The 19,833-nt window shown below is 42.9% G+C and carries 15 protein-coding genes and 1 pseudogene; 13 read left to right on the plus strand and 3 right to left on the minus strand.

All coding sequences use genetic code 11. The annotated features are described in order from the left end of the window. Positions 1 to 98 precede the first annotated feature (98 nt). The 8 genes from DXD92_RS08090 to DXD92_RS18520 all read left to right on the plus strand — a co-directional run bounded on the left by DXD92_RS08090 (position 99) and on the right by DXD92_RS18520 (position 11,975). Entirely contained in the window at positions 99 to 1,475 is a 1,377-nt protein-coding gene (locus DXD92_RS08090; RefSeq protein WP_117509310.1) for an MFS transporter, read from the plus strand. A gap of 23 nt (positions 1,476 to 1,498) precedes the next feature. Continuing rightward, positions 1,499 to 3,754 (plus strand): beta-glucosidase, encoded by a 2,256-nt coding sequence (locus DXD92_RS08095; protein ID WP_117813819.1) that lies wholly within the window; start codon positions 1,499 to 1,501, stop codon positions 3,752 to 3,754. Positions 3,755 to 3,967: 213 nt separating this feature from the next. Further along, positions 3,968 to 6,778: an alpha-L-rhamnosidase gene (locus DXD92_RS08100; protein ID WP_055267552.1), complete on the plus strand. Its 2,811-nt coding sequence runs from the start codon at positions 3,968 to 3,970 to the stop codon at positions 6,776 to 6,778. A gap of 14 nt (positions 6,779 to 6,792) precedes the next feature. Beyond that, positions 6,793 to 8,145: an MFS transporter gene (locus DXD92_RS08105; protein WP_118640373.1), complete on the plus strand. Its 1,353-nt coding sequence runs from the start codon at positions 6,793 to 6,795 to the stop codon at positions 8,143 to 8,145. A 212-nt stretch (positions 8,146 to 8,357) separates the two neighbouring features. Then, positions 8,358 to 8,768 carry a family 78 glycoside hydrolase catalytic domain gene (locus DXD92_RS08110; protein WP_081633645.1) on the plus strand — a complete coding sequence of 137 codons (411 nt, stop codon included), beginning with the start codon at positions 8,358 to 8,360 and terminating at the stop codon, positions 8,766 to 8,768. After that, positions 8,765 to 9,859 (plus strand): alpha/beta hydrolase, encoded by a 1,095-nt coding sequence (locus tag DXD92_RS08115; protein WP_055267539.1) that lies wholly within the window; start codon positions 8,765 to 8,767, stop codon positions 9,857 to 9,859. Before DXD92_RS08110 ends, DXD92_RS08115 begins: the two co-directional genes overlap by 4 nt. Positions 9,860 to 10,747: 888 nt before the next feature. Beyond that, the gene (locus DXD92_RS08125) at positions 10,748 to 11,578 is read left to right on the plus strand and encodes an alpha/beta hydrolase (protein WP_147326096.1); all 831 of its coding nucleotides are present in this window, start codon (positions 10,748 to 10,750) and stop codon (positions 11,576 to 11,578) included. Between the two features lie 82 nt (positions 11,579 to 11,660). Further along, positions 11,661 to 11,975 carry a hypothetical protein gene (locus tag DXD92_RS18520; RefSeq protein WP_010782299.1) on the plus strand — a complete coding sequence of 105 codons (315 nt, stop codon included), beginning with the start codon at positions 11,661 to 11,663 and terminating at the stop codon, positions 11,973 to 11,975. Positions 11,976 to 11,977: 2 nt separating this feature from the next. On the opposite strand, the gene DXD92_RS08130 is transcribed toward DXD92_RS18520, so the two are convergent. After that, the gene (locus tag DXD92_RS08130) at positions 11,978 to 12,295 is read right to left on the minus strand and encodes a hypothetical protein (protein WP_010782300.1); all 318 of its coding nucleotides are present in this window, start codon (positions 12,293 to 12,295) and stop codon (positions 11,978 to 11,980) included. A 3-nt stretch (positions 12,296 to 12,298) separates the two neighbouring features. Continuing rightward, positions 12,299 to 13,216, minus strand: a pseudogene (locus DXD92_RS19490) (ParM/StbA family protein). A 220-nt stretch (positions 13,217 to 13,436) separates the two neighbouring features. On the opposite strand from DXD92_RS19490, the gene DXD92_RS08140 reads away from it, so the two are divergent. The 5 genes from DXD92_RS08140 (at position 13,437) to DXD92_RS08160 (ending at position 17,993) form a co-directional block, all read left to right on the plus strand. Next, entirely contained in the window at positions 13,437 to 14,111 is a 675-nt protein-coding gene (locus tag DXD92_RS08140) for a response regulator transcription factor (protein ID WP_014080778.1), read from the plus strand. Next, positions 14,099 to 15,277 (plus strand): HAMP domain-containing sensor histidine kinase, encoded by a 1,179-nt coding sequence (locus tag DXD92_RS08145; protein ID WP_118640374.1) that lies wholly within the window; start codon positions 14,099 to 14,101, stop codon positions 15,275 to 15,277. Before DXD92_RS08140 ends, DXD92_RS08145 begins: the two co-directional genes overlap by 13 nt. 116 nt (positions 15,278 to 15,393) lie before the next feature. Beyond that, on the plus strand, positions 15,394 to 16,464 hold the full coding sequence (locus tag DXD92_RS08150) for an ABC transporter permease subunit (RefSeq protein ID WP_117509306.1): 1,071 nt from the start codon (positions 15,394 to 15,396) through the stop codon (positions 16,462 to 16,464). Beyond that, positions 16,461 to 17,117 carry a transporter gene (locus DXD92_RS08155; protein ID WP_243002043.1) on the plus strand — a complete coding sequence of 219 codons (657 nt, stop codon included), beginning with the start codon at positions 16,461 to 16,463 and terminating at the stop codon, positions 17,115 to 17,117. The genes DXD92_RS08150 and DXD92_RS08155 overlap by 4 nt, the downstream gene beginning before the upstream one ends. Positions 17,118 to 17,120: 3 nt before the next feature. Next, positions 17,121 to 17,993, plus strand: coding sequence for an ATP-binding cassette domain-containing protein (locus DXD92_RS08160; protein WP_117802665.1), 873 nt, complete (start codon positions 17,121 to 17,123; stop codon positions 17,991 to 17,993). A 37-nt stretch (positions 17,994 to 18,030) separates the two neighbouring features. Here DXD92_RS08160 and DXD92_RS18975 read toward each other — a convergent pair. Further along, the coding region (locus tag DXD92_RS18975) for a tetratricopeptide repeat protein (protein WP_243104869.1) at positions 18,031 to 19,833 on the minus strand (1,803 nt) is incomplete at its 5' end.

The following is a 19,833-nucleotide window of genomic DNA, read 5'->3' on the forward strand; positions in this document are numbered from 1 at the left end:
ATATTAAGTTTCGTCGGTAAACTGCTTATATATCGTTGGTGATTTGCCCTTTGGAATTATTTATAATTGAATCAAACAATGAAAGGACGGATAACGAAATGGAAAATTCAGTTACAAAAAGAGAAAAAATCAGTTATGGTTTGTATTTTATGGGACAGAATGTATTCTATGGACTGGTAGGATATATGACTACATATTTTACAGATATCGGCATAACGGCAGCATTGGTTGCGATCGTGGCGCTTATCACGAAAGTGTGGGATGCCATCAACGATCCGATCTTCGGTATGATCATGGATAAGGTGAATTTTAAGAAAGGGAAATTCCTGCCGTGGCTTCGAATATCTGTCATAGCGATTCCGGTGGCAACTATTCTTCTTTTTATAATACCTACCGGGATTTCCATGACGGCTAAAATCATATGGGCAACACTTGCTTATATGTTATGGGATACAGCCTATACCCTTTGCGATGTACCGATTTTTGGTATTGTTACCACGATGACAATAGACCAGAAGGAACGTGTTTCACTAAACAGCATAGGAAGATTGTTTGCTATTTTTGCAGGTATTGTTACAGGAATTGCCCTGCCGTTGGTACGGCAGCGGTTAGGCGGCTGGTCAACAACAGTAATTGTGTTATCTCTTTTGTCATGTGTTATGATGATTCCGATTTGTCTGTTCGCAAGGGAGAGAGTAATTGAAAAAGAAAGAGTCCAGAATGACGGGGCAGAAGAAAGTTATACATTGCGAGATATGGTAGAATGTCTGCGGAAGAACAAATATTTATTGCTTTTCTTTGCGGCTCCGCTCATCAGCAGCCTGCTTAATGTTGGTGCAAATTGGGGCTTATACGTTGCCCGGTACTGCCTTGGCGGTGAAGAAGCTGCCTCATATGTTTCGATGGCGGTAATTATTCCGACCTTAATCGGTGCGGTTATGGCAGTAGAATTATGCAAAAAATATGATAAATTTAAAGTCTTCTATATTTCATATATTTTCGCGTTACTTCTGGGAATTGTAAGATTCATAGCCGGGTATGAGAATATGATGGTGTATGTGATTTTAAATGCCTTAGGAGGAATTCCGCTGGGAATAGCAGTTATACTGCAGTATCAGTTTACGCCGGACTGCTACGAGTATGGACAGTACAAGACAGGATTAAAAATGCGTGGTGTAACGTTTGCGGCGCAGACATTTTTTACAAAATTAAGTGGAGCGATCGCAACAGCAGTCAGTGTGTTTGCGTTAACTATAATCGGCTTCCGAGAGGGAGAAGGCGTTGTTCAGGCGGCAGGATTTGCCGATAAATTATGGACATTCAGCTGTCTTGGCAGCATTATCGGGGGTATTTGCACTCTGCTTATACTTCGTCTTTACAAGCTTAATGACCATGATGTCCAGCTGATGGCAAAATGCAATAATGGTGAGATCAGCCGTGAAGAAGCAGAGGCACAGATGATCAATCAGTATTAAGAAAAGAAAGGAGGACTTTTGCGATGGACAGAATAAAGGAACTGATTTCAAAAATGACGCTGGAAGAGAAGGCAAGTCTCTGCTCGGGCGCTGATAACTGGCATACGAAAGAAATCAAACGACTGAACATTCCGTCAGTTATGATGGTGGACGGCCCTCACGGACTGAGAAAGCAGGAAGGGGAAACGGATCATCTGGGATTGAATGAAAGTGTGAAGGCCGTTTGTTTCCCGGCAGCCTGTGCAACAGCCTCCAGCTTTGATGTTGACCTGATGGAACGGATGGGAGAGACGCTGGGAGCGGAGTGTCAGGCCGAGAATGTAAGCATACTGCTTGGCCCGGCGGTGAATATTAAAAGGAGCCCGTTATGTGGGCGGAACTTTGAGTATCTGTCGGAGGATCCATATCTGGCAGGTAGGATGGCATCGGCATATATCCGCGGAGTACAGAGTCAGGGCGTGGGGACAAGCATTAAGCACTTCGCACTGAATAACCAGGAAACACTCCGTATGACGATATCTTCCGAAGTGTCAGAACGTGCGCTCAGGGAAATCTACCTGCCTGCGTTTGAGGAAGCGGTGAAAGAATCAGCTCCAAGAACCGTCATGTGTAGCTACAACAAAATAAATGGAGAATATGCTTCGGAAAACAGATATCTTCTGACAGATATCCTGAGAAAAGAATGGGGATACAAAGGCTGCGTCGTCAGTGACTGGGGCGCTGTAAATAACCGTGTGAAAGGACTGCAGGCCGGACTGGATCTGGAGATGCCTTATTCCGGAGGATACAATGACAGACAGATTGTGAAAGCAGTACAGGAGGGAAGACTGGACGAAGCTGTGCTGGATGAAGCGGTGGAGCGGGTATTGAATGTTGTGTTTGCCGGTGAAGAGCAGCATCGTCCGGAAGATATATCTGATAAGGAAACAGATCATAAAAAAGCAGCTGATATTGAGACGGAATGTGCGGTCCTGCTGGAAAATAACGGTATACTTCCGCTGAATACAGACAGAAAGGTTGCCTATATAGGGGAATTTGCCGAAAAGCCGCGGTATCAGGGCGGCGGCTCCAGCCATATCAATCCGTTCAGGGTTGTTTCGGCATTGGATGCTGCCGGAGAAAAAGGGCGTAGCGTGACTTATGCAAAAGGATTTTCTAACGAAAATGACTCGATGACGGAACAAGAGCTGGAAAAAGCGCTTCGGACTGCTGCAGAAGCAGACGTCGCGGTAATCTTTGCCGGGCTGCCTGAGATATTTGAGTCGGAAGGGTATGACAGAACATCCATGAAGCTGCCAAAATGCCAGGACCGGCTGATCGAAGAAGTGTTGAAAGTACAGCCTAATGTTGTAGTGGTACTCCACAATGGAAGTCCGGTAGAACTGCCATGGGCAGACCGGGTAAGCGCGATCCTTGAAATGTATCTAGGAGGTCAGGGCGTTGGCGAAGCCTGCGACCGGCTGTTATTCGGGGAAGCAAATCCGTCCGGCAGGCTGGCAGAGACATTCCCGTACCGGCTGGAAGATAATCCGAGCTTCCTTCATTTTCCGGGAAATGGAAAGCGGGTGTTATATGGCGAGGATATCTTTGTCGGATACCGTTATTATGATACAAAGAAGGTTCCGGTGCGGTATGCATTCGGACATGGGCTGTCTTACACGGAATTTACTTATGGGGACCTGACTTTGTCATCGGCTCAAATGACGGGTGAGGATATACTGACAGTCTCTCTCAAGGTGAAAAATTCAGGAAAGACAGAAGGAAAAGAAGTCGTACAGTTGTACGTGGCTGACCTGTGCGGCATATCGGAGAGACCGGTCAAGGAATTGAAAGGATTTGCCAAAGTTCATCTCCTGCCGGGAGAGGAGAAAACGGTGTCGATGGAAATTTCGGCGAGGAATCTATCCTATTATGAAGAACGTCTTGGGGACTGGTATGCGCCATCCGGAACATATCGGATCCTGATCGGCCATGCTTCTGATGACATCCGCTTACATGCTGATGTTGTGTTTGAAATAAAGAAAAAATTGCCCCTTCGCGTAGATTTCACAACAACGTTCGGAGAATTATTGGATCATACGAAAACCGCTCCCGTTATTACGGAACTGCTGGCGCCTTTGGCAGCAGCGGCCGCATCAGCAGAAGGGATGAGTGACGAATACAAGAAGCTGGGAGAGCAAGTTATCCGGGAAATGCCGCTGAAATCTCTGCTGGGGCAGATGCCGGGAGAGCAGGTGGAACAGCTGATCGGGCAGCTGAATTGTTTACTTGCACAATAGGATAATTGAGGATGAGGTAGCGGTAAATGGTATTCGTAATATGGCAGAAGAGATTGTGTTGAAAGAATTGATTTACAGGTAAACAAAGAGCTGAAATCTTAAGCTTGGTAGGTAAAATGATGAAATTCCGTAAATGATTTTATGAGGCAAATCCATTATACTCGAATTACAGTGTACACAATGAAAAAAGGAAGGAGCTTAGAAAACGGCAATATGAATCAGATTTACGCAGCAAAAACAAATCATATCACGAATCCGGTGGGATTTTTACTGAATCCGGTGGTTTTTTCGTGGAAGGTCAGAGAATGCAGGGGAAAGAACCAGAGATGTGCCAGAATCCTTGTGGCAAAGGATGAAACCTTCGCGGATGTTCTTTGGGACACCGGGGAGGCAAAGCTCGACAGTCTGGCTGTAAAAGCGGAGATGAATCTGGAGCCTTGTACCAGATATTACTGGAAGGTAATCGTTACTACGGACGCAGACGAAGTGCTGGAGTCCGACGTACAGTTCTTTGAGACGGCAAAGAGGGACGAGCCGTGGGTGGGAAAATGGATTACCTGCGACAGCAGGATGGAACGCCATCCCATTTTCTCAAAGCGAATCATTCCCCGTGGAAAGGTAAAAAAAGCCCGTCTCTATCTCTGCGGACTGGGGCTTTATGAGGCATATTTTACGGATGGAGAGAAAACCGAAACAGATATTTTAAAATCCGCGAAAATTGGGGAAGAATATCTGACCCCGTACTGCAATAACTACAATCAGTGGTTACAGTATCAGACGTATGATGTGACCGCGCAGATGCAGCGCGAAGGTGTGTTGTCCGTTCTTTTGGGGAATGGGTGGTACAAAGGGAGGTTCGGGCTCAATCAGACAGAACAGAAAGGATTTTACGGCGACGAGTGGAAACTGCTGGTAGAGGTGCATCTGGAATATGAGGATGGCACACAAGAGATAATCGGCACGGATGACACATGGGAAGTGACAAGGAGCAATCTGTTTTTTTCCAATATATATGACGGGGAGAAACGGGATGATACCTTGGAACCTGTCGAACCTGTCAGCGCGCAGCTTGCGGAGGCGCCGCAGGGGCGACTGACGGAGCGGCTGTCCCTTCCGGTGACTGTGCATGAACAGTTTACACCGAAGGAACTGATTCACACCCCGAAGGATGAATGGGTGTTTGACTTAGGGCAGGAGATTACCGGGATTTTCAAACTTCATGTCCATGAGCCGAAAGGAAAAGAAATCAGAATCCAGACAGGCGAAATCCTGCAGGACGGATGTTTTTATAACGAAAACTTAAGAACCGCTTTGTCGGAATATGTGTATATCTCTGACGGGGAAGAAAAAGACATTGTTCCGCATTTTACATTTTACGGATACCGGTATGTAAAAATCAGCGGGGTAACCAATGTCTCCTGTGAAGATTTTACGGGAATGGCACTCTACAGTGATTACGAAGGTACCGGTAGTATACAGACAGGAAATGAACTGGTAAATCAGTTGATTTCCAATGTGGAATGGGGCATGAAGGATAATTTCTTAGATGTGCCGACAGACTGTCCGCAGAGAGATGAGCGCATGGGATGGACAGGCGACACACAGGTGTTTTCGGGTACGGCATGTTATCTGGCGGATACCTATGCATTTTACAGAAAATATCTGTACGATTTGTATAAGGAACAGCTGATTGCCGGAGGGATGGTTCCGGAGGTGGTGCCGACCTTCGGTCCGTCGAAATGTTCCTGTGCATGGGGCGATGCGGCCTGTATCGTTCCGTGGAATGTCTATCTGTTCAGCGGGGATGCTGCCATATTGGAACAGCAGTTTGACAGTATGAAGGCTTGGGTGGACTATATCCGTAAGGTGGACGGAGAGCACCACGGATGGAGACATTCCTTCCATTACGGAGACTGGCTGGCGCTTGACCGGGTGGGAGCCGCGGCGGGAAATGTATACGGAGCGACCGATGAAGGCTATATTGCGGATATTTATTATGCGGCAAGCGCGGAGCTTACAGCGAAGGCAGCGGCGGTTCTCGGGCGAAAGGAAGAGGAAAAACAATATCGGGAAATCGCCGAAAAACAATGGCGTGTGGTAAAAGAAGAATATTTTACCCCGACCGGAAGATGCGCGGAAAAGACACAGACGGGTCTTCTGCTGGCTCTGAAATATCATTTGTCAGAGGACGAAGAGCTGACCAGAGAGATGTTAAAGAAACTTTTCCGCGAGAGCAGAAACAAATTGAATACCGGATTTGTGGGAACCTCTCTTTTGTGCAATGTGTTGACCGATAACGGAATGACGGATACCGCCTACCGCCTGCTTTTGAACGAGGAGTATCCGGGGTGGCTGCACGAAGTGAAACTGGGAGCCACCACAGTCTGGGAACGATGGAATTCACTGGATGAAGACGGTAAGATATCCAGTACCGGAATGAACAGTCTCAACCATTATTCTTACGGGGCGATTCTGGAATGGATGTTCCGCCATGTGGGAGGAATCCATCTTTTGGAAGAATCTCCGGGAGGAAGAAGGATTGCAATTTGTCCGAATGTCCATTATGATTTGAGAAGGGCAGAGGCAGTGTATGATTCGGCCGTCGGACAGTATGCATGCAGCTGGGAAATTATGGAGGATAACAGGATTAGAATCAAAATTACGATTCCGTTTGGCGGAGAAGGCGAGGTGCGATTGCCGCATGCTCCGGAGATTCTGTTTGAAGATAAGACAAATCCACTATTCGCAACAGTGGTGAACGGTATTTGTTATATCACTGCAGGAAACTATGAAGTCGTATATGAGGCAACTGAGAAGTTAAAGAAAATATACAGCGTGGAGTCAAAGCTGGAAGATTTGCTGAACCATCCGCAGATACGGGCATTTTTGTCGACGATGACCGAGGTGGATATGATACCGGATGCGGTCTATGGACTGTCGTTTCGACAGGTGGCGGAGATGTTTTCCGGACCGATGGATGAAGGGCAGACAGAGATGTTGAATACAGCATTATCACAATATTAACGAGGAGAGAACAAATGAGTGAGAAGAGTAAAAAACAAAAGGTTAGTATCGTGGAAAAAATGGGCTTATTTATGGTATGTGCGGGAAATATTCCACTGATGGGATTATTGTCAGGATTCTTTATGATTTACTATACGAATGTGGTTGGTCTGGAACCGGCAGAACTGGCGACCCTGTTTTTAATATCCAAGGTGGTGGATGGAATCAGCGACCCGATTATGGGATATTTTCTGGACAAATTTCCGGTAACAAAAATGGGAAAATTTCGCCCTATGATTATTCTGGGAACAATCATCTGTGTTATAAATTATATTTTACTGTGGTTTGGCGCAGTCTGGATTCCGGTCGGAAAATATGTGATTGTGTATGTGACGTATCTGCTGCTGGGCTGGACGTTTGATATTATGGATATCTCCAAGAACAGTTTGCTCCCGGTCATGAGCGCGGATGACAAGGAGAGAAACAGTTTGTCACTTTTCAACGCGTTGGGAACAATGATAGGTAGCGCGGTACTGGCTGTGGCAGCACCGATTCTTGTGGCGGAAGGAACGTTACAGAACTATTACGTGTTAATTTTCGGTTCCATGGCCATGGTGTTGGTTTTATCTATTGCAGGGGCTCTTTGTGTAAAGGAAAGAGTAGCTTTTGAAGGAAAAAAAGAAGAAAGTTATACATTCAGGGAATTGTTACAGTTTTTGCGGTATAAACCTGTCTGGGCACTGTTTTTAGTGGCACTGGTAGTCGGGGTGGGCAGTAATATAGCAGGAGGAGCCGGCGCTTATTTTTACACATATATATTGGGTGATATGACGCTTATGTCAGGGGTGTCACTTGTTTCAATGATAACTGCTCTGGTGGGAATTTTCCTTGGACCAATTCTGGCAAACCGGTTTGGAAAGAAACAGATTTTTGTAATGGCAATCGTCGTATCCATCCTGTTTTCCGCACTGCGTTTGATTGATGTGAGATCTATGCTTTTGATCTATATTAGTACAGTGGCAGGAGGTGTGGCAGGCGGATGTATAGCACCGCTGACAACCAGTATACAGGCAGATAATACTACTTACGTGCAGTATAAAACCGGAAAACGTGCAGAAGCGGCGATCGCATCGCTTACATCTTTTATTACAAAAGTGGCGCAGGGACTCGGAGGAGCGATTCCGGGGTATGTATTGGCAGCTACAGGTTTTGTTACCGGCTCGGTTGCCCAGCCGGAGAGTATCAATACAGGAATTATCCTCTGCGTACTGATACTTCCGACTATCCTGACTGCCGCAGGGGCGATTCTTTTTGGTACACAGTATACGTTGGATAAAAAAGCAGTAGAGGAAATGCACACGGCAATCGCAGCGCGCAGCAATAAGTAACATATTGAAGGAGAATGCGATGGAACTGTCAAGATTAAAAGTAAACAACCACAGCGACGGATAACACCGGTGATACCGCCACCGCCACATCCTCCTTTGAAACAGGTTTTATGAAAAGGGAGTGGAGTGCGCAGTGTTGTTTGAAACGAGAATTGAGTATGAAGACGGCACATTTGAGACAGTTCTCTCTGACGATAAGTTGAAAGTTGCCGATGGTACAGTATGGTGAACCTGTGCGGCCGGTGAAAGAAGTGGAGGCGGTCGGTATGGAGGTAAGCCCAAAGGGAGAGACCATTATCGATTTCGGTCAGAATCTGGCAGGTGTACTGCGGGTAAAGGTGGATTTGCCCGCAGGAACAAAGTTGATACTAGATCACTTTGAGACCAAGGATTCTCAGGGGAATTATTTTAATAATATAGCTGGTGCTGACATGACAGGTCATACACAGACGGATGTATATATATCTAACGGGAAACCCGCAGAGTACAGACCGCATTTTACATATCATGGTTTCCGCTATGTGAGAGTGATATGTGATGCTCCGGTAAAGCCGGAAGATTTTACGGCAGTGGCGCACGCAGGACAATTTTGGGCAAGAGATAAGGAGGAAAAGAACATATGAAAATTCTGGCAATGATAATGCTCGTGCTGCTCATTTTAGCAGTCGGCTTTGTGGGGTATGTTTATAAGAAAAATGCGATGTTTCTGCCGGCACTGTTTGGCATCGGCGGTTTTCCGAATATAAAAAAGAAAGATTATTATCAGGCAGACGGAACATTCCGGAAAGCGGAAAAAGATGATAAAATGGCATTTTTTATGCAGCATCCGGTGTTTGGCGGCTATAAGCATATGTTTTTTAATGTTGAGGATAACGTGTTAAAAGCGATTGCCCCGGCAAAATATGCAGATTTTCTAAAAGCGCAGGGCAGAAGTGATCAGATGGAAAATGCACTGGAGGCTTTTAATTACCTGACCCGGCTTGTGGAAAGTGGAGAGGCGCAGTTGATTTCCGATATTAACTCGAAAGAAATGATAGAACAGAATCCATATCAGTCTCATTTGACCGGAATGTTTTACAAAGGAAAGCAAGGAAAACCGTTGGCGGTGGTCGTTCCCGGAGGTGGATTTATCAGTAATGTGACGGACTGCGAGGGATATCCCGTGGCAATGAAATTACACAAGTTGGGGTACTCCGTATTGGTAATCAGTTACCCGATTGGCAAACAGCTGGGAGAAACGGAACATGAAAAACAGGGGCAGGCAGCGGTCAGGGAGCTGGTGCAGGTAATCCGTTATCTGAAGGAGCATGAGCAGGAACTGTCTGTGGATATGGATGACTATGCGATATTCGGTTTCTCGGCAGGCGGCATGATGACTACGGCATATTCCTTCGCAAATTACGAGGACTGCTGTCACAAAGTAAAACTGCCGAGACCGAAAGTGATTTTCCCGATGTATGGTCTGGACTGGAATGTGAAAGCGCTTGAGCAGGATAAGGGACTGGCGGTATTTTCCATCGCAGGGCGCGAGGATGAATACGGATTCGGAAATGTAGAGAAGAGACTTCCGCAATTGAAATCCGTGTTGGGTGAGGACAATGTGTCTGTACGGATTTACGATAATCTCGGACATGGATTTGGTATTGGTTCCAATACCATAGTACCTCATTGGTTTGAAGAGGCAGTGGAATTCTGGGAGGCACATCGGAAATAATTTTTTCAAGAACAGGAAGAGTGAATTTTGAGAGGTCAAGTGTTTTATAAAATTATAAAACATCTGACCTTTTTTAAAGATGTTGGGGTCAAAAGCCCCCAACTATGATGCCTACGGATTGTTCCGTGCTTTGCACTCCCACAATCCTCCCAATTATTCGCAGAGTAGTCTCGGAAACTCAATAAATAATTGATATAATTCAGAGAGTATTCCAGCAAATCAGTAATACAGTGGTTTGCGAGCGGAGGAGATGATGTTTAGAAGAGCTGCAGTAAAAAAAGACATGGTAAGCAGCCATCTTGAATGAGAGCTGAAACAAACGCTATTGGGGAAAGAGTCCGCTTATATGTTGGATAGTTATCCATGGCAGAATCAAGGCACATATTTGATATGTGCAGGTCGGGCATGTGTTTTTCAAATTCATGGAAAGCTACCAGAAAACTGACAGAATCATGTCTTTTGGCACTGGTAAACCGCAAAAGGAGTGGAATATCAACGTGTAGTGAATGGCGCACAATTCACGAGAAATGACAATAGTTTTTTGGAAATTTGCTGAAAAAATTTAAAATCCCTCTCTGAAAATGGGAGGAAACGAAAAAAGTAACAAGTACAAAAAGAGCGGAGATTCGGGTTTTATGGAGTTTCCGAGACCGTTCTGAAATAGATAAGGAGGAAAAAAACATGGGTAAGTACAAAGGGCTGTTCTGGCCGGCAATCTTAGGCGTCAAGCATATGCCGAAGGTAAAGGAATCGGAGTTTTACAATGTCGCGGGAGGGTTCCGCAGGGCTACGATCAATGACAAGATTGCGTTCTTCCTGCAGCATCCCGTATGGGAGGGCAGGCCGGAGCTTTTTATGAAGACCGGGTCGCCAAAGGAAATATATGCCATGTCAGGCATGAGCGTCCATGGTTTGTGCAATCTTATCGGGCAGCCCGCACAGGCGCAGAGCATCGTGGATGGTTTCAACTATGTCGTGGAGCAGAAAGGGCTGAAAAAGGTGCATTTCATCAGCGGGCTTTATGCGGAGGATGAGGTAAGGCGTGATCCCGACAAGGGAAAGGTACAGGGGATCCTGTTCCAGGGGGAGCCAGGGAAGCCCGTGGCTGTGCTGATTGCGGGCGGCGGGTTTGACGGCGTAGCCTCTTATTTGGAGAGCATCCCGGCAGCCATGGAGCTGCACAGGAGGGGATACAGTGCGTTTGTGCTGGTCTACCGTGTGAATGTGGAGCTGCATGAAACCGAACCGCAGGCCAAGGGCGGGGAGGCATCCAAGGATGTGCTGCCGGCGGTAAGGTATCTGATAGGGCATCAGGCAGAGTACGGCTATACGATGGACGGCTTTGGTATGTTCGGGTTCTCCGCTGGAGGCCTGATGACGACAGCCTACGCATTTTCTGATTATAAGGACTGCTGCCATAAACATAATCTGCCAAGGCCCGCCGCCATCTTCCCCATCTATGGCCTGCACTGGGAGCTTAAGGTTCACGAGGAGGACAAGGGGCTTGCTATATTTTCCAGGGTCGGGCGGGATGACCCTACCGGTTTTGCGGCCGTGGAGAAGATCATCCCGGACATCAGGAAAGCGCTGGGGCAGGAAAATGTCGATATCGTCATGTATGATAAGCTGGGTCATGGCTTTGGCCTGGGGATAGATACTGCGGCAGAGGGCTGGCTGCGGGATGCAGTCGCATTCTGGGAGGAGCATCGGAAATGTTGATTTGCTCTTCACGGATTTCAACTGTTGTTTGTGCCGCGGTGCGGCATGTCCGAAAGCGTGGGAGAACAGGAGAAATGACAGTATGGGACAGGTAAAAAACAATGATTCTTTTTTGGGCAAGGCTGAAAAATTAAAGCCTGTGCTGAAGCACAGGATGCTCCGGCCGGTGGGCGTTGTGTCCTTTGAGCGGAAAAAGGCGGACAGCGGGGCGGATTTCTGGAATACGGTGGGAATTGAGCGGTTGGGGATCCTCTCCGTTATGTTATCGGACGAGCCTCTCGCATATCGTGGGATTGTCATCCCACTTTTAGGCTCATATTGGGGCGGGTCCCAAGGCCTTTCATCCACTTATGAGCAAGCTCATGTGGATTTAGACCTTTTGACCTTGGCATCATGACATTACCTGATTTGGGGCTCCCTTTGCGCCATGCCTGCAGTCAGTCCGGAAAGAAAAAGTGGCAATGCCTGTTTCAGACTGTTTTCCACTGCATCTACAATCTGTTTCACAAAAAGTTCTTCCCGTTCTCTTGTTTCCAGATAAGGATCAGCCCGTGTGCGGTAGTAGCGGTCAAAATAATCTACCAGTGCAAGAGAGATTACCTGACTGTAAGATTTAAAATCCTGCCTGTCCATTGTCTGTAAATATTCCCAGGCTCTCCGCTGCTGTTCTTTGTCCAGATTAAAACGCAGGTTTGTGTTGCGGATATTGTTCTGCATGGTTTATCCCCTCCTTTTCAGGCTCATATAAGCAAGAGATTCGTAACCTTTAGCGGTGGCGCAGATGTCATCAATGATGGTGACTCGTGATTTGTCATACGTTCCGAAGTTACGGAACAGGCATCCACCGCCGCCAACCACATACAGGCGCATCAGGTCAGGATTGTATTCATATTTGCGGAGCGTGGAAAAAAGTTCTGCCACATACTGTCTGGCAATAGAACTGATACAATCCAGATATGGTGCTGAAATGTCAGCTGTTCCAAACCGCAGAATCTGTTCTACTGTGGATTCTTCAATTTTCACTCCGAATTTGTCCAGAACAGCGTTCTTTGCAGCAATCATGCATTGGTTTACACCAAGTTTTTCTGTCCAGCATCGGCTCTCCTGCGCTTTCTTATTGTTGATATACAGAATGTTCATGGTTCCGTTTCCGATATCTGCAAGGAGATTGGTTCCCTTGAAATCTCCAAGTTGGTTTACGATAGCCGGATACCCCTGTGGGTAAAGGCTGCATCCCACAAAGTGGAGATGATACTCTTTGCTGTTAAAAAGGTAACGGACTTCTGGATTCTGGAGCAGATAGGAACGAAAAGCTTCTCTTTGAGTTCAGATCCATGTCAGAGGGAGTCCGGCAGCCAGATGAACATCTGCTTCACGGATGGAAAAGACATTCAGTTCCCTTGCAATAGCCATTAGCGTCAGAAGATAATATTCTTCGTCCATAGCTTTATCCGGGATAAATTCTTTGTGTCCTTCGCCAATCCGGTAGTAAATGCCGTTATATTCCAGAATATTCCCGGTGAAGATTGGTTCGGTTTCATAGGCTTTGATGCCGGTTGGTGTGACGATGTTTGCTGTTTTCATATTGCCGTAGCCATGATCTACAGCAATGATTTTTGTGTTTCTGAGTTCTCGCATAAAAAATACCTCCGTTTTCGTATTGATTGATTCAGCAGGTCGTACCGGTGTGGTACTGCTCTGCTGTGAGATAAGCATACGAAGATCGGAGGAAAAAGGCATTGAGGGGAAATTGAGCAGGAATTGAGAAAAAAGATATATTGTGCTTACGTTCTTCATGTACTCTTGTTGTGATTTCATTGTTTTTTATCGTATAATATGGATACTGGAGGTGGTTTGGATGAAATACAAGATTTTAGTTGTCGATGATGATAAAGAATTGGTGAAAATGCTTTGTAGTTATTTTAATATGAAACAATATGAAACCATTACGGCTACAGATGGAATGGAAGCATTAAATAAAATAAAAATGAAACCGGATATTATTTTGTTGGATATCAATATGCCACGCATGGATGGGATTGAAGTATGTCGTCTGATACGCAGTAAAGTGTTATGTCCAATTTTATTTCTAACAGCAAGAGTTGACGAAGATGATAAAATTAATGGGTTGCTTTCAGGTGGGGATGATTATATTACGAAACCATTTAGTCTTCGGGAGTTGGAAGCGAGGATTGTTACAAACATAAAGAGAGAAGAAAGGCATCAACAAAAAACGGAATACCGTTTCATGGATGAAATGCTGATTGATTATTCTGAAAAAATAGTAGCTATAGCTGGACACAGGATGGAGTTCACAAAAATTGAATATCAGATTATTGAATTCTTATCCATGCATCCAGGGCAGGTGTTTGATAAAGAACGTATATATGCACAAGTCTGTGGATATGATGCGGAAGGGGACAGTAGAACGATAACGGAATTAGTACGGCGTATAAGGAAAAAAATAGCGGATTATTCAGAAAAAGAATACATAGAAACTGTATGGGGGATTGGATACCGATGGAAAAAATAAGAAACTTGTCACTGAAAAAAACAATTCTGCTTTATTTTGTGATCAGCTTAACGGCAGCATTTCTGTTATCTGGATTTACAGTTCATTTTGCAAGAAATATGCAGAATAAAATATGGGAAAAATATATTGAGTATGCAGATTATACGGACGTGTTTCAGCAATATGGAAAGAAATACGAGATTGAGATATCAAGACCTAATCAATCACAGATGAATCGTTTGGACCATCATCTTTCGGAAATGTGTGACTTTATGGAAACATATTCGGTACTGATTTTTTCGATTGTTGGGAGTGTTGTTGCGGTATTCTTTTTTTATAAAAATAAGTTAAAGACACCTCTACAGGAACTAAAAGATGCCTCACAAATGATTGCAGATAATGAACTGGATTTTCATGTGTCCTATGAAAATAAAGATGAGATGGGAACTTTGTGTAAAGAATTTGAAATGATGCGAAGTGATTTATCAGATAACAACAGAAAGATGTGGCGAATGATTGATGACGAGAAGGCTTTGCGGAATGCAATTGCACATGATATACGTTCTCCACTTTCCATATTGCGTGGGTATCAGGAAATGCTCTTAGAGTTTGTTTCTGCTGAGAGTATAAAAACAGAGGATGTTATTGATATCTTACAAACAGGCATGTATCAGATTGACCGTATAGAGCATTTCACGGAAAACATGAGAAAAATGTCCCATTTAGAACAGAGGGAACTGCAATGCTCAGAGATAGAATTATCGGAACTGGCAAAAAAGATTGAGGCAGAAGCTGCCATGCTGTCCAAGAAGGAAAGTAAATTATGTAAGGTAGAAAGAGTGCAGGAACAAAACATTGTGAAAGTGGATGAGGAACTTGTCATGGAAGTGACAGACAACTTACTGGAAAATGCGGTTCGATATGCACAAAAAAGTATTGCTTTGCAGATAAAGAAAAAGGATGGTTTTCTTATAATTTCTGTTGAAGATGATGGAATAGGATTTGTGGATACTGAGGAAAAAGTAACAGAACCATTTTATCATAAGAATCCACAAGATGATTTAAAGCATTTTGGCCTTGGTATGTATATTTCTCGTATTTTCTGTGAAAAGCATGGAGGAAATTTGAAAATATATAATGCCAGACAAGGCGGTGCTCATGTAGAAGCTCTTTTCAAAGCTGAATAAAAATACTTTATAAGGCTGAAATCACAAATAAAGTGGTTTTAGTCTTTTTTGTTGTGAATTTATTGAGAATTGATTTGTATGATGTTGTTAAAGAAATAAAGAAAGGAAGAGATACAATGAAAACAATCATAAAAAGAAGTATACTTGATTATTTAAAGAACCCTGTTTTGTGGATTGGCTTGATTATTATAGTTGCCAGTATGTATCAATGTCTGTCACCGTATTTGCAAATTCATTATATCAAACAGAATGAACAGGTCACACAAAATGATGTAGAATTGGAAGATGCCGATGTCATGGATGGGTACATTCCCACATCTGATGATAAAGAAAGAAGAAGGGAGTGGGAAGATACGATCAAAGAGACGTTAATGGACACCTCCCAAAATGGTTTTGGATTTAGCAGGCAGGAAGCGGATCATGTAATGAAAGAAATTCAGAATATGGATGTAAAGACTGCTTCTGAGTTTTTGGAATCCCAATATGGCTATTATAATGCAATATATGCTTATGAGGACCTTGAAATTCATAAGGGGACAGCAGAAGAAATCAATCATTATATCGAGCGGAAATTATCCGAACATTCTTTTTCCTGGTACTTTGCCAAAAAGTTCACGGATTTTGCAGGATTGCATATGGCCTTTTTTGCAACAGTCTTGCTATCATTTTTATTTATTCAGGATACACGAAAAAGTACCTATGAATTATTACATACAAAGCCTGTTACGGCAATCCAATATATATGTGGGAAAGTAATAAGCGGATTCATTAGTATGCTGGGAGTATTAGTGATTTTGAATGTTATATTCTTTATGCTGTGTTTGAAAACGTCTTTAGAATCGGGATTTCCGGTAACACCAATTGATTTTTGCGTGAATTCTCTGATCTATATTGTGCCGAATCTTTTGATGATATGTTGTGTCTATACAATTACAGCATTAATATTTAAAAATCCGCTTCCGGCAGCACCAGTTTTGTTTTTACACATTATATATTCAAATATGCTGACCGAGAAGAATGATATTTATTATATGAGACCGTTCTCTATTATGGTGCGATTTCCTGGCAGGTTTTTTGAAACACATGCAGCCAAAATGTCAAATATAAATCAGATTATGCTTGTGATCGCATCTGTTATATTAGTATGTATTTCTGTTACAATCTGGAAAAGGAGGAGGGTTCATTGAAAACGGAACTCAAAAACTGCCTGTCGTTATATAAGATTTTTTATTCATGTGCCTTTATACTGATATTGTGTGTTATTCATCCGATTATATACTATGAAGAAATCGGTTCAGCAATTCAGTCTCCAATAGCATTTTTAACAATTATTTTTTGTAGTGACACATATTTGATGGAAGTAAAAAGTAAGCGTGCCGATGTATTTCATTTGTATGATCAAAAAAAGCAGTTAAAAGTAATATCACAGAGAGTGTGCGTTCAAATATTATATTTATTAATACTTTCCTGTGTTGGATATGTTTTATTTTTCTGGCAAAAACCGGGCAGTGTAAACGAAGGCATTTCAGGTATTCAGATATTTCTTTTATATTTCATTGCAATGTTTGGAACTATCTGGCTTTGGAGTATATGCTCTGTGATTTTGTGTACATTGCTTGGAAATATGTGGGCAGGTATAGGATGTTTATTTGGAATTGTCATTGGACTTATATCAAAAGCGGGAAGTTCATTTTTCGGAAATCTGGGATTGTTTTCTTTCAGCTTTTGTGAACCTACTCAATTAATGTCCGAGAGTTGGATTTATGGAACGCTTGTGTCTTTTATAACGGGGCTGTTTTTATTTGCAGTATTACCAATGGCTTTAAAGAAAAGAGGATAGATTATGAGTATTAGAATAAATGATTTAACAGTTAGATTTAAAAATGGTGTAGTTGCAGTAAATAAGGCATCTCTTGAAATACCCAAGGGAATTTACGGACTTTTGGGAGAGAATGGTGCGGGAAAAACCACGCTGATGAGGGTTCTTACAACCGTTTTAAAACAAACGGAAGGAGTGGTTTCGATTGATGGAATTCTGTATAACGAGGGAAATTATGAAAAAATACAGAAAAAGATTGGTTATCTTCCACAGGAAATCGACTTATATCCGAATCTTACGGTGAAAGAATGCCTTGTATATATGGGGGGACTGTCAGGAGTATCCAGAAATGACCTCGAACAAAGAATTACCTATTATCTGGAAAAGACTTCTCTTACAGAGCATCAGAATAAAAAAATGCGGCAATTATCTGGTGGTATGAAGAGACGTGTCGGACTCATACAGGCACTTCTTAATAATCCGGATTTTTTGATTATTGATGAACCTACCACCGGGTTAGATCCGGAAGAAAGGATTAGGATCCGCAATCTTCTGGTTGATTTTTCAAAGGATAGAACTGTGCTGTTTTCCACTCATGTAGTAGAAGATTTAGCAGCAACCTGTACACAGCTTGCCATTATGAAAAAAGGAAGTTTTTTATATTCCGGAAGCGTGAGTGGATTGCTGGAAAATGCAAAGGGCTGTGTTTGGAATTGTACGGTACAAAATGCAGAAGAAGCCCGTTTGTTAGAAGCCAATTATTCTATATCATCTAAGCAGTATGTAGAAAATGGAATTCATATGAAAGTATTAAGCAAAGGAAAGCCAAATGAGAATTGTGTCCTGAATAATGATATCACTTTGGAAGATGCATATATTTATTTGACGAATAGTTGAATATAACGGCGGGCAAGTTGCCCGCCGTAAAGTATGCTTATTTTGTTAAAAGACCGGATAGATTTTTTCCAATGCAAAATCCAATCTGTGGATATAACTCCTGAATTTCCTGATATTTTGCTTCAATCATTTCTGGTTCATCAGCCCAGATCTTTTCATATATTTTGAAAGCTCTTTTAAAATGTGTTTTGGCTTGCGGAAGATTGGCAGTCATCAGATAAATGGTTCCAAGGGTTTCCTGCACTTTGGCATAATCCAGACAATCATCGGAATGGTATTCCTTGATGATGCCGGATAATTTTTGCAATTCAGAGATGCCTCTTTCGGGTTCCTGCTGTTCTGTCAGGAACATTGCATAATTGGCAATCTGAGGTATGCTGTCATTTATATGAAGCAAGTTAAATTGGTCAAGCAGTGAGATACTTTTTTCCATGTGTTCTCTTGCAAGATCGGGATGACCGTTCATGCGGTAAAGTCCACCGAGATTGGCATGAAGGTTGGAAACAAGGCGAGCATTGTCGGCAGTGATATTTTCTATCTGGGCAAGTGCATCCTTTTCCAGTTTTATTGCTTTTTCAGATTTGGTTTCAAGAGTTGCCTGAAAATCTAGTAATAATGCCCGGTCAGAGTCGGTTCCAATGTTTTTTGTCTTTAACAGCCCCGTCAGTTCCTGAATGATTCCATTCATACCTTTGTGGTAGTTATAGTTATCCATGTATGGAAATGCATTTTCCAGAAAAAGCAGATACTTTGGCATATCATCCTTTTCAATCAATTCTATGATATTTCCGATTGTTTGAAATAGCTTTTTGTAATAATCGACTTCCATTCCATGCATTAAACATATTTTCCGTAAAGAATCCAGTAATATGTGGCAGCTACTTACAGATGGTTTTGTCTCTGAAAGGGTGATTTCCTGAATCATCGGATGCAGGGAGATTGTGTGACGTGTAGTTGTCTGCACAAAACCAGTTTCAATCAAGTCGTTAATTTCATTTAAGGTAGGCAGTTCCAGCCATTTGGCGAATATGCGGGCAGAAATACCAGTGTAAGGAAGAAAACACAAATTGCACATGATATCCTGCTGTTTTCGGGATAAAGCATATAGTGAAAATAGAGTATGGATATGACTATAATAAGTGGCTTTACTGCTTTGACCATCCTTGATTATCTTAATTTTATCTTCATTATCGAGAGATGCTCTTTCTTCCTGAAGTCTTGCTAATAACTGACCTGGAGTTGAAATTCCATTTTCCAAAAGTTTTGCAGCCAGTTCTACAGCAAAAGTATGATAGTGTACGGTCTCTATGATTTTTTCGACGGTCGAACGATACTTGTCTGCTTCTGAATAAAATGCAGATGTCAGTTGGAAAAGAATGTTTATATCCTTTATTTCTTTTAATTGAAAAGTACAGTATTCATTCAGATTACTTCTGGTCGTAAATAAAATCTGACAGCGGTATTTTAATACTACTGACAGAAAACTGTCCTGTGTAGCTGTGACATTAAAATTATCTATGATAAGCAGAGTATCGGATTTCAGGGAACGCAGAAAACGGTTATGTCTTTGAAACCGTTCCTGTTCGTTGATTTCTGGTGGATCATCAATAAAATCCATGTCAGTAATGTCCTGATGAAGATCACCTGTATATTCTACATATAGAATGTTAGTGTAATACTTTTTGTAATGTTTTGCGTAGGCTTTGGCAAGTTCGCTTTTACCAATACCGGAAATTCCGCAAAGAAAAACATGACGGTTTTCCTCAAGCATGGTATATAATTCTTCTAGTTCTTTATCTCTTCCGATAAAATGACGGCATGGTTTCGGAACCTCACTGTC

This window comes from Blautia sp. TM10-2, assembly GCF_003480845.1.
GTDB classification, from domain to species: Bacteria; Bacillota; Clostridia; order Lachnospirales; family Lachnospiraceae; genus Fusicatenibacter; species Fusicatenibacter saccharivorans.

Coding starts and splice junctions, on each gene's coding strand:
- DXD92_RS08130 (WP_010782300.1), bottom strand. CDS start 12,295: ATGCAGAACAATATCCGCAACACAAACCTGCGTTTTAATCTGGACAAA.
- DXD92_RS08145 (WP_118640374.1), top strand. CDS start 14,099: ATGGAAAAAATAAGAAACTTGTCACTGAAAAAAACAATTCTGCTTTAT.
- DXD92_RS08100 (WP_055267552.1), top strand. CDS start 3,968: ATGAATCAGATTTACGCAGCAAAAACAAATCATATCACGAATCCGGTG.
- DXD92_RS08140 (WP_014080778.1), top strand. CDS start 13,437: ATGAAATACAAGATTTTAGTTGTCGATGATGATAAAGAATTGGTGAAA.
- DXD92_RS08105 (WP_118640373.1), top strand. CDS start 6,793: ATGAGTGAGAAGAGTAAAAAACAAAAGGTTAGTATCGTGGAAAAAATG.
- DXD92_RS08150 (WP_117509306.1), top strand. CDS start 15,394: ATGAAAACAATCATAAAAAGAAGTATACTTGATTATTTAAAGAACCCT.
- DXD92_RS08110 (WP_081633645.1), top strand. CDS start 8,358: ATGGTACAGTATGGTGAACCTGTGCGGCCGGTGAAAGAAGTGGAGGCG.
- DXD92_RS08125 (WP_147326096.1), top strand. CDS start 10,748: ATGTCAGGCATGAGCGTCCATGGTTTGTGCAATCTTATCGGGCAGCCC.
- DXD92_RS08095 (WP_117813819.1), top strand. CDS start 1,499: ATGGACAGAATAAAGGAACTGATTTCAAAAATGACGCTGGAAGAGAAG.
- DXD92_RS08160 (WP_117802665.1), top strand. CDS start 17,121: ATGAGTATTAGAATAAATGATTTAACAGTTAGATTTAAAAATGGTGTA.
- DXD92_RS08090 (WP_117509310.1), top strand. CDS start 99: ATGGAAAATTCAGTTACAAAAAGAGAAAAAATCAGTTATGGTTTGTAT.
- DXD92_RS18520 (WP_010782299.1), top strand. CDS start 11,661: ATGGGACAGGTAAAAAACAATGATTCTTTTTTGGGCAAGGCTGAAAAA.
- DXD92_RS08115 (WP_055267539.1), top strand. CDS start 8,765: ATGAAAATTCTGGCAATGATAATGCTCGTGCTGCTCATTTTAGCAGTC.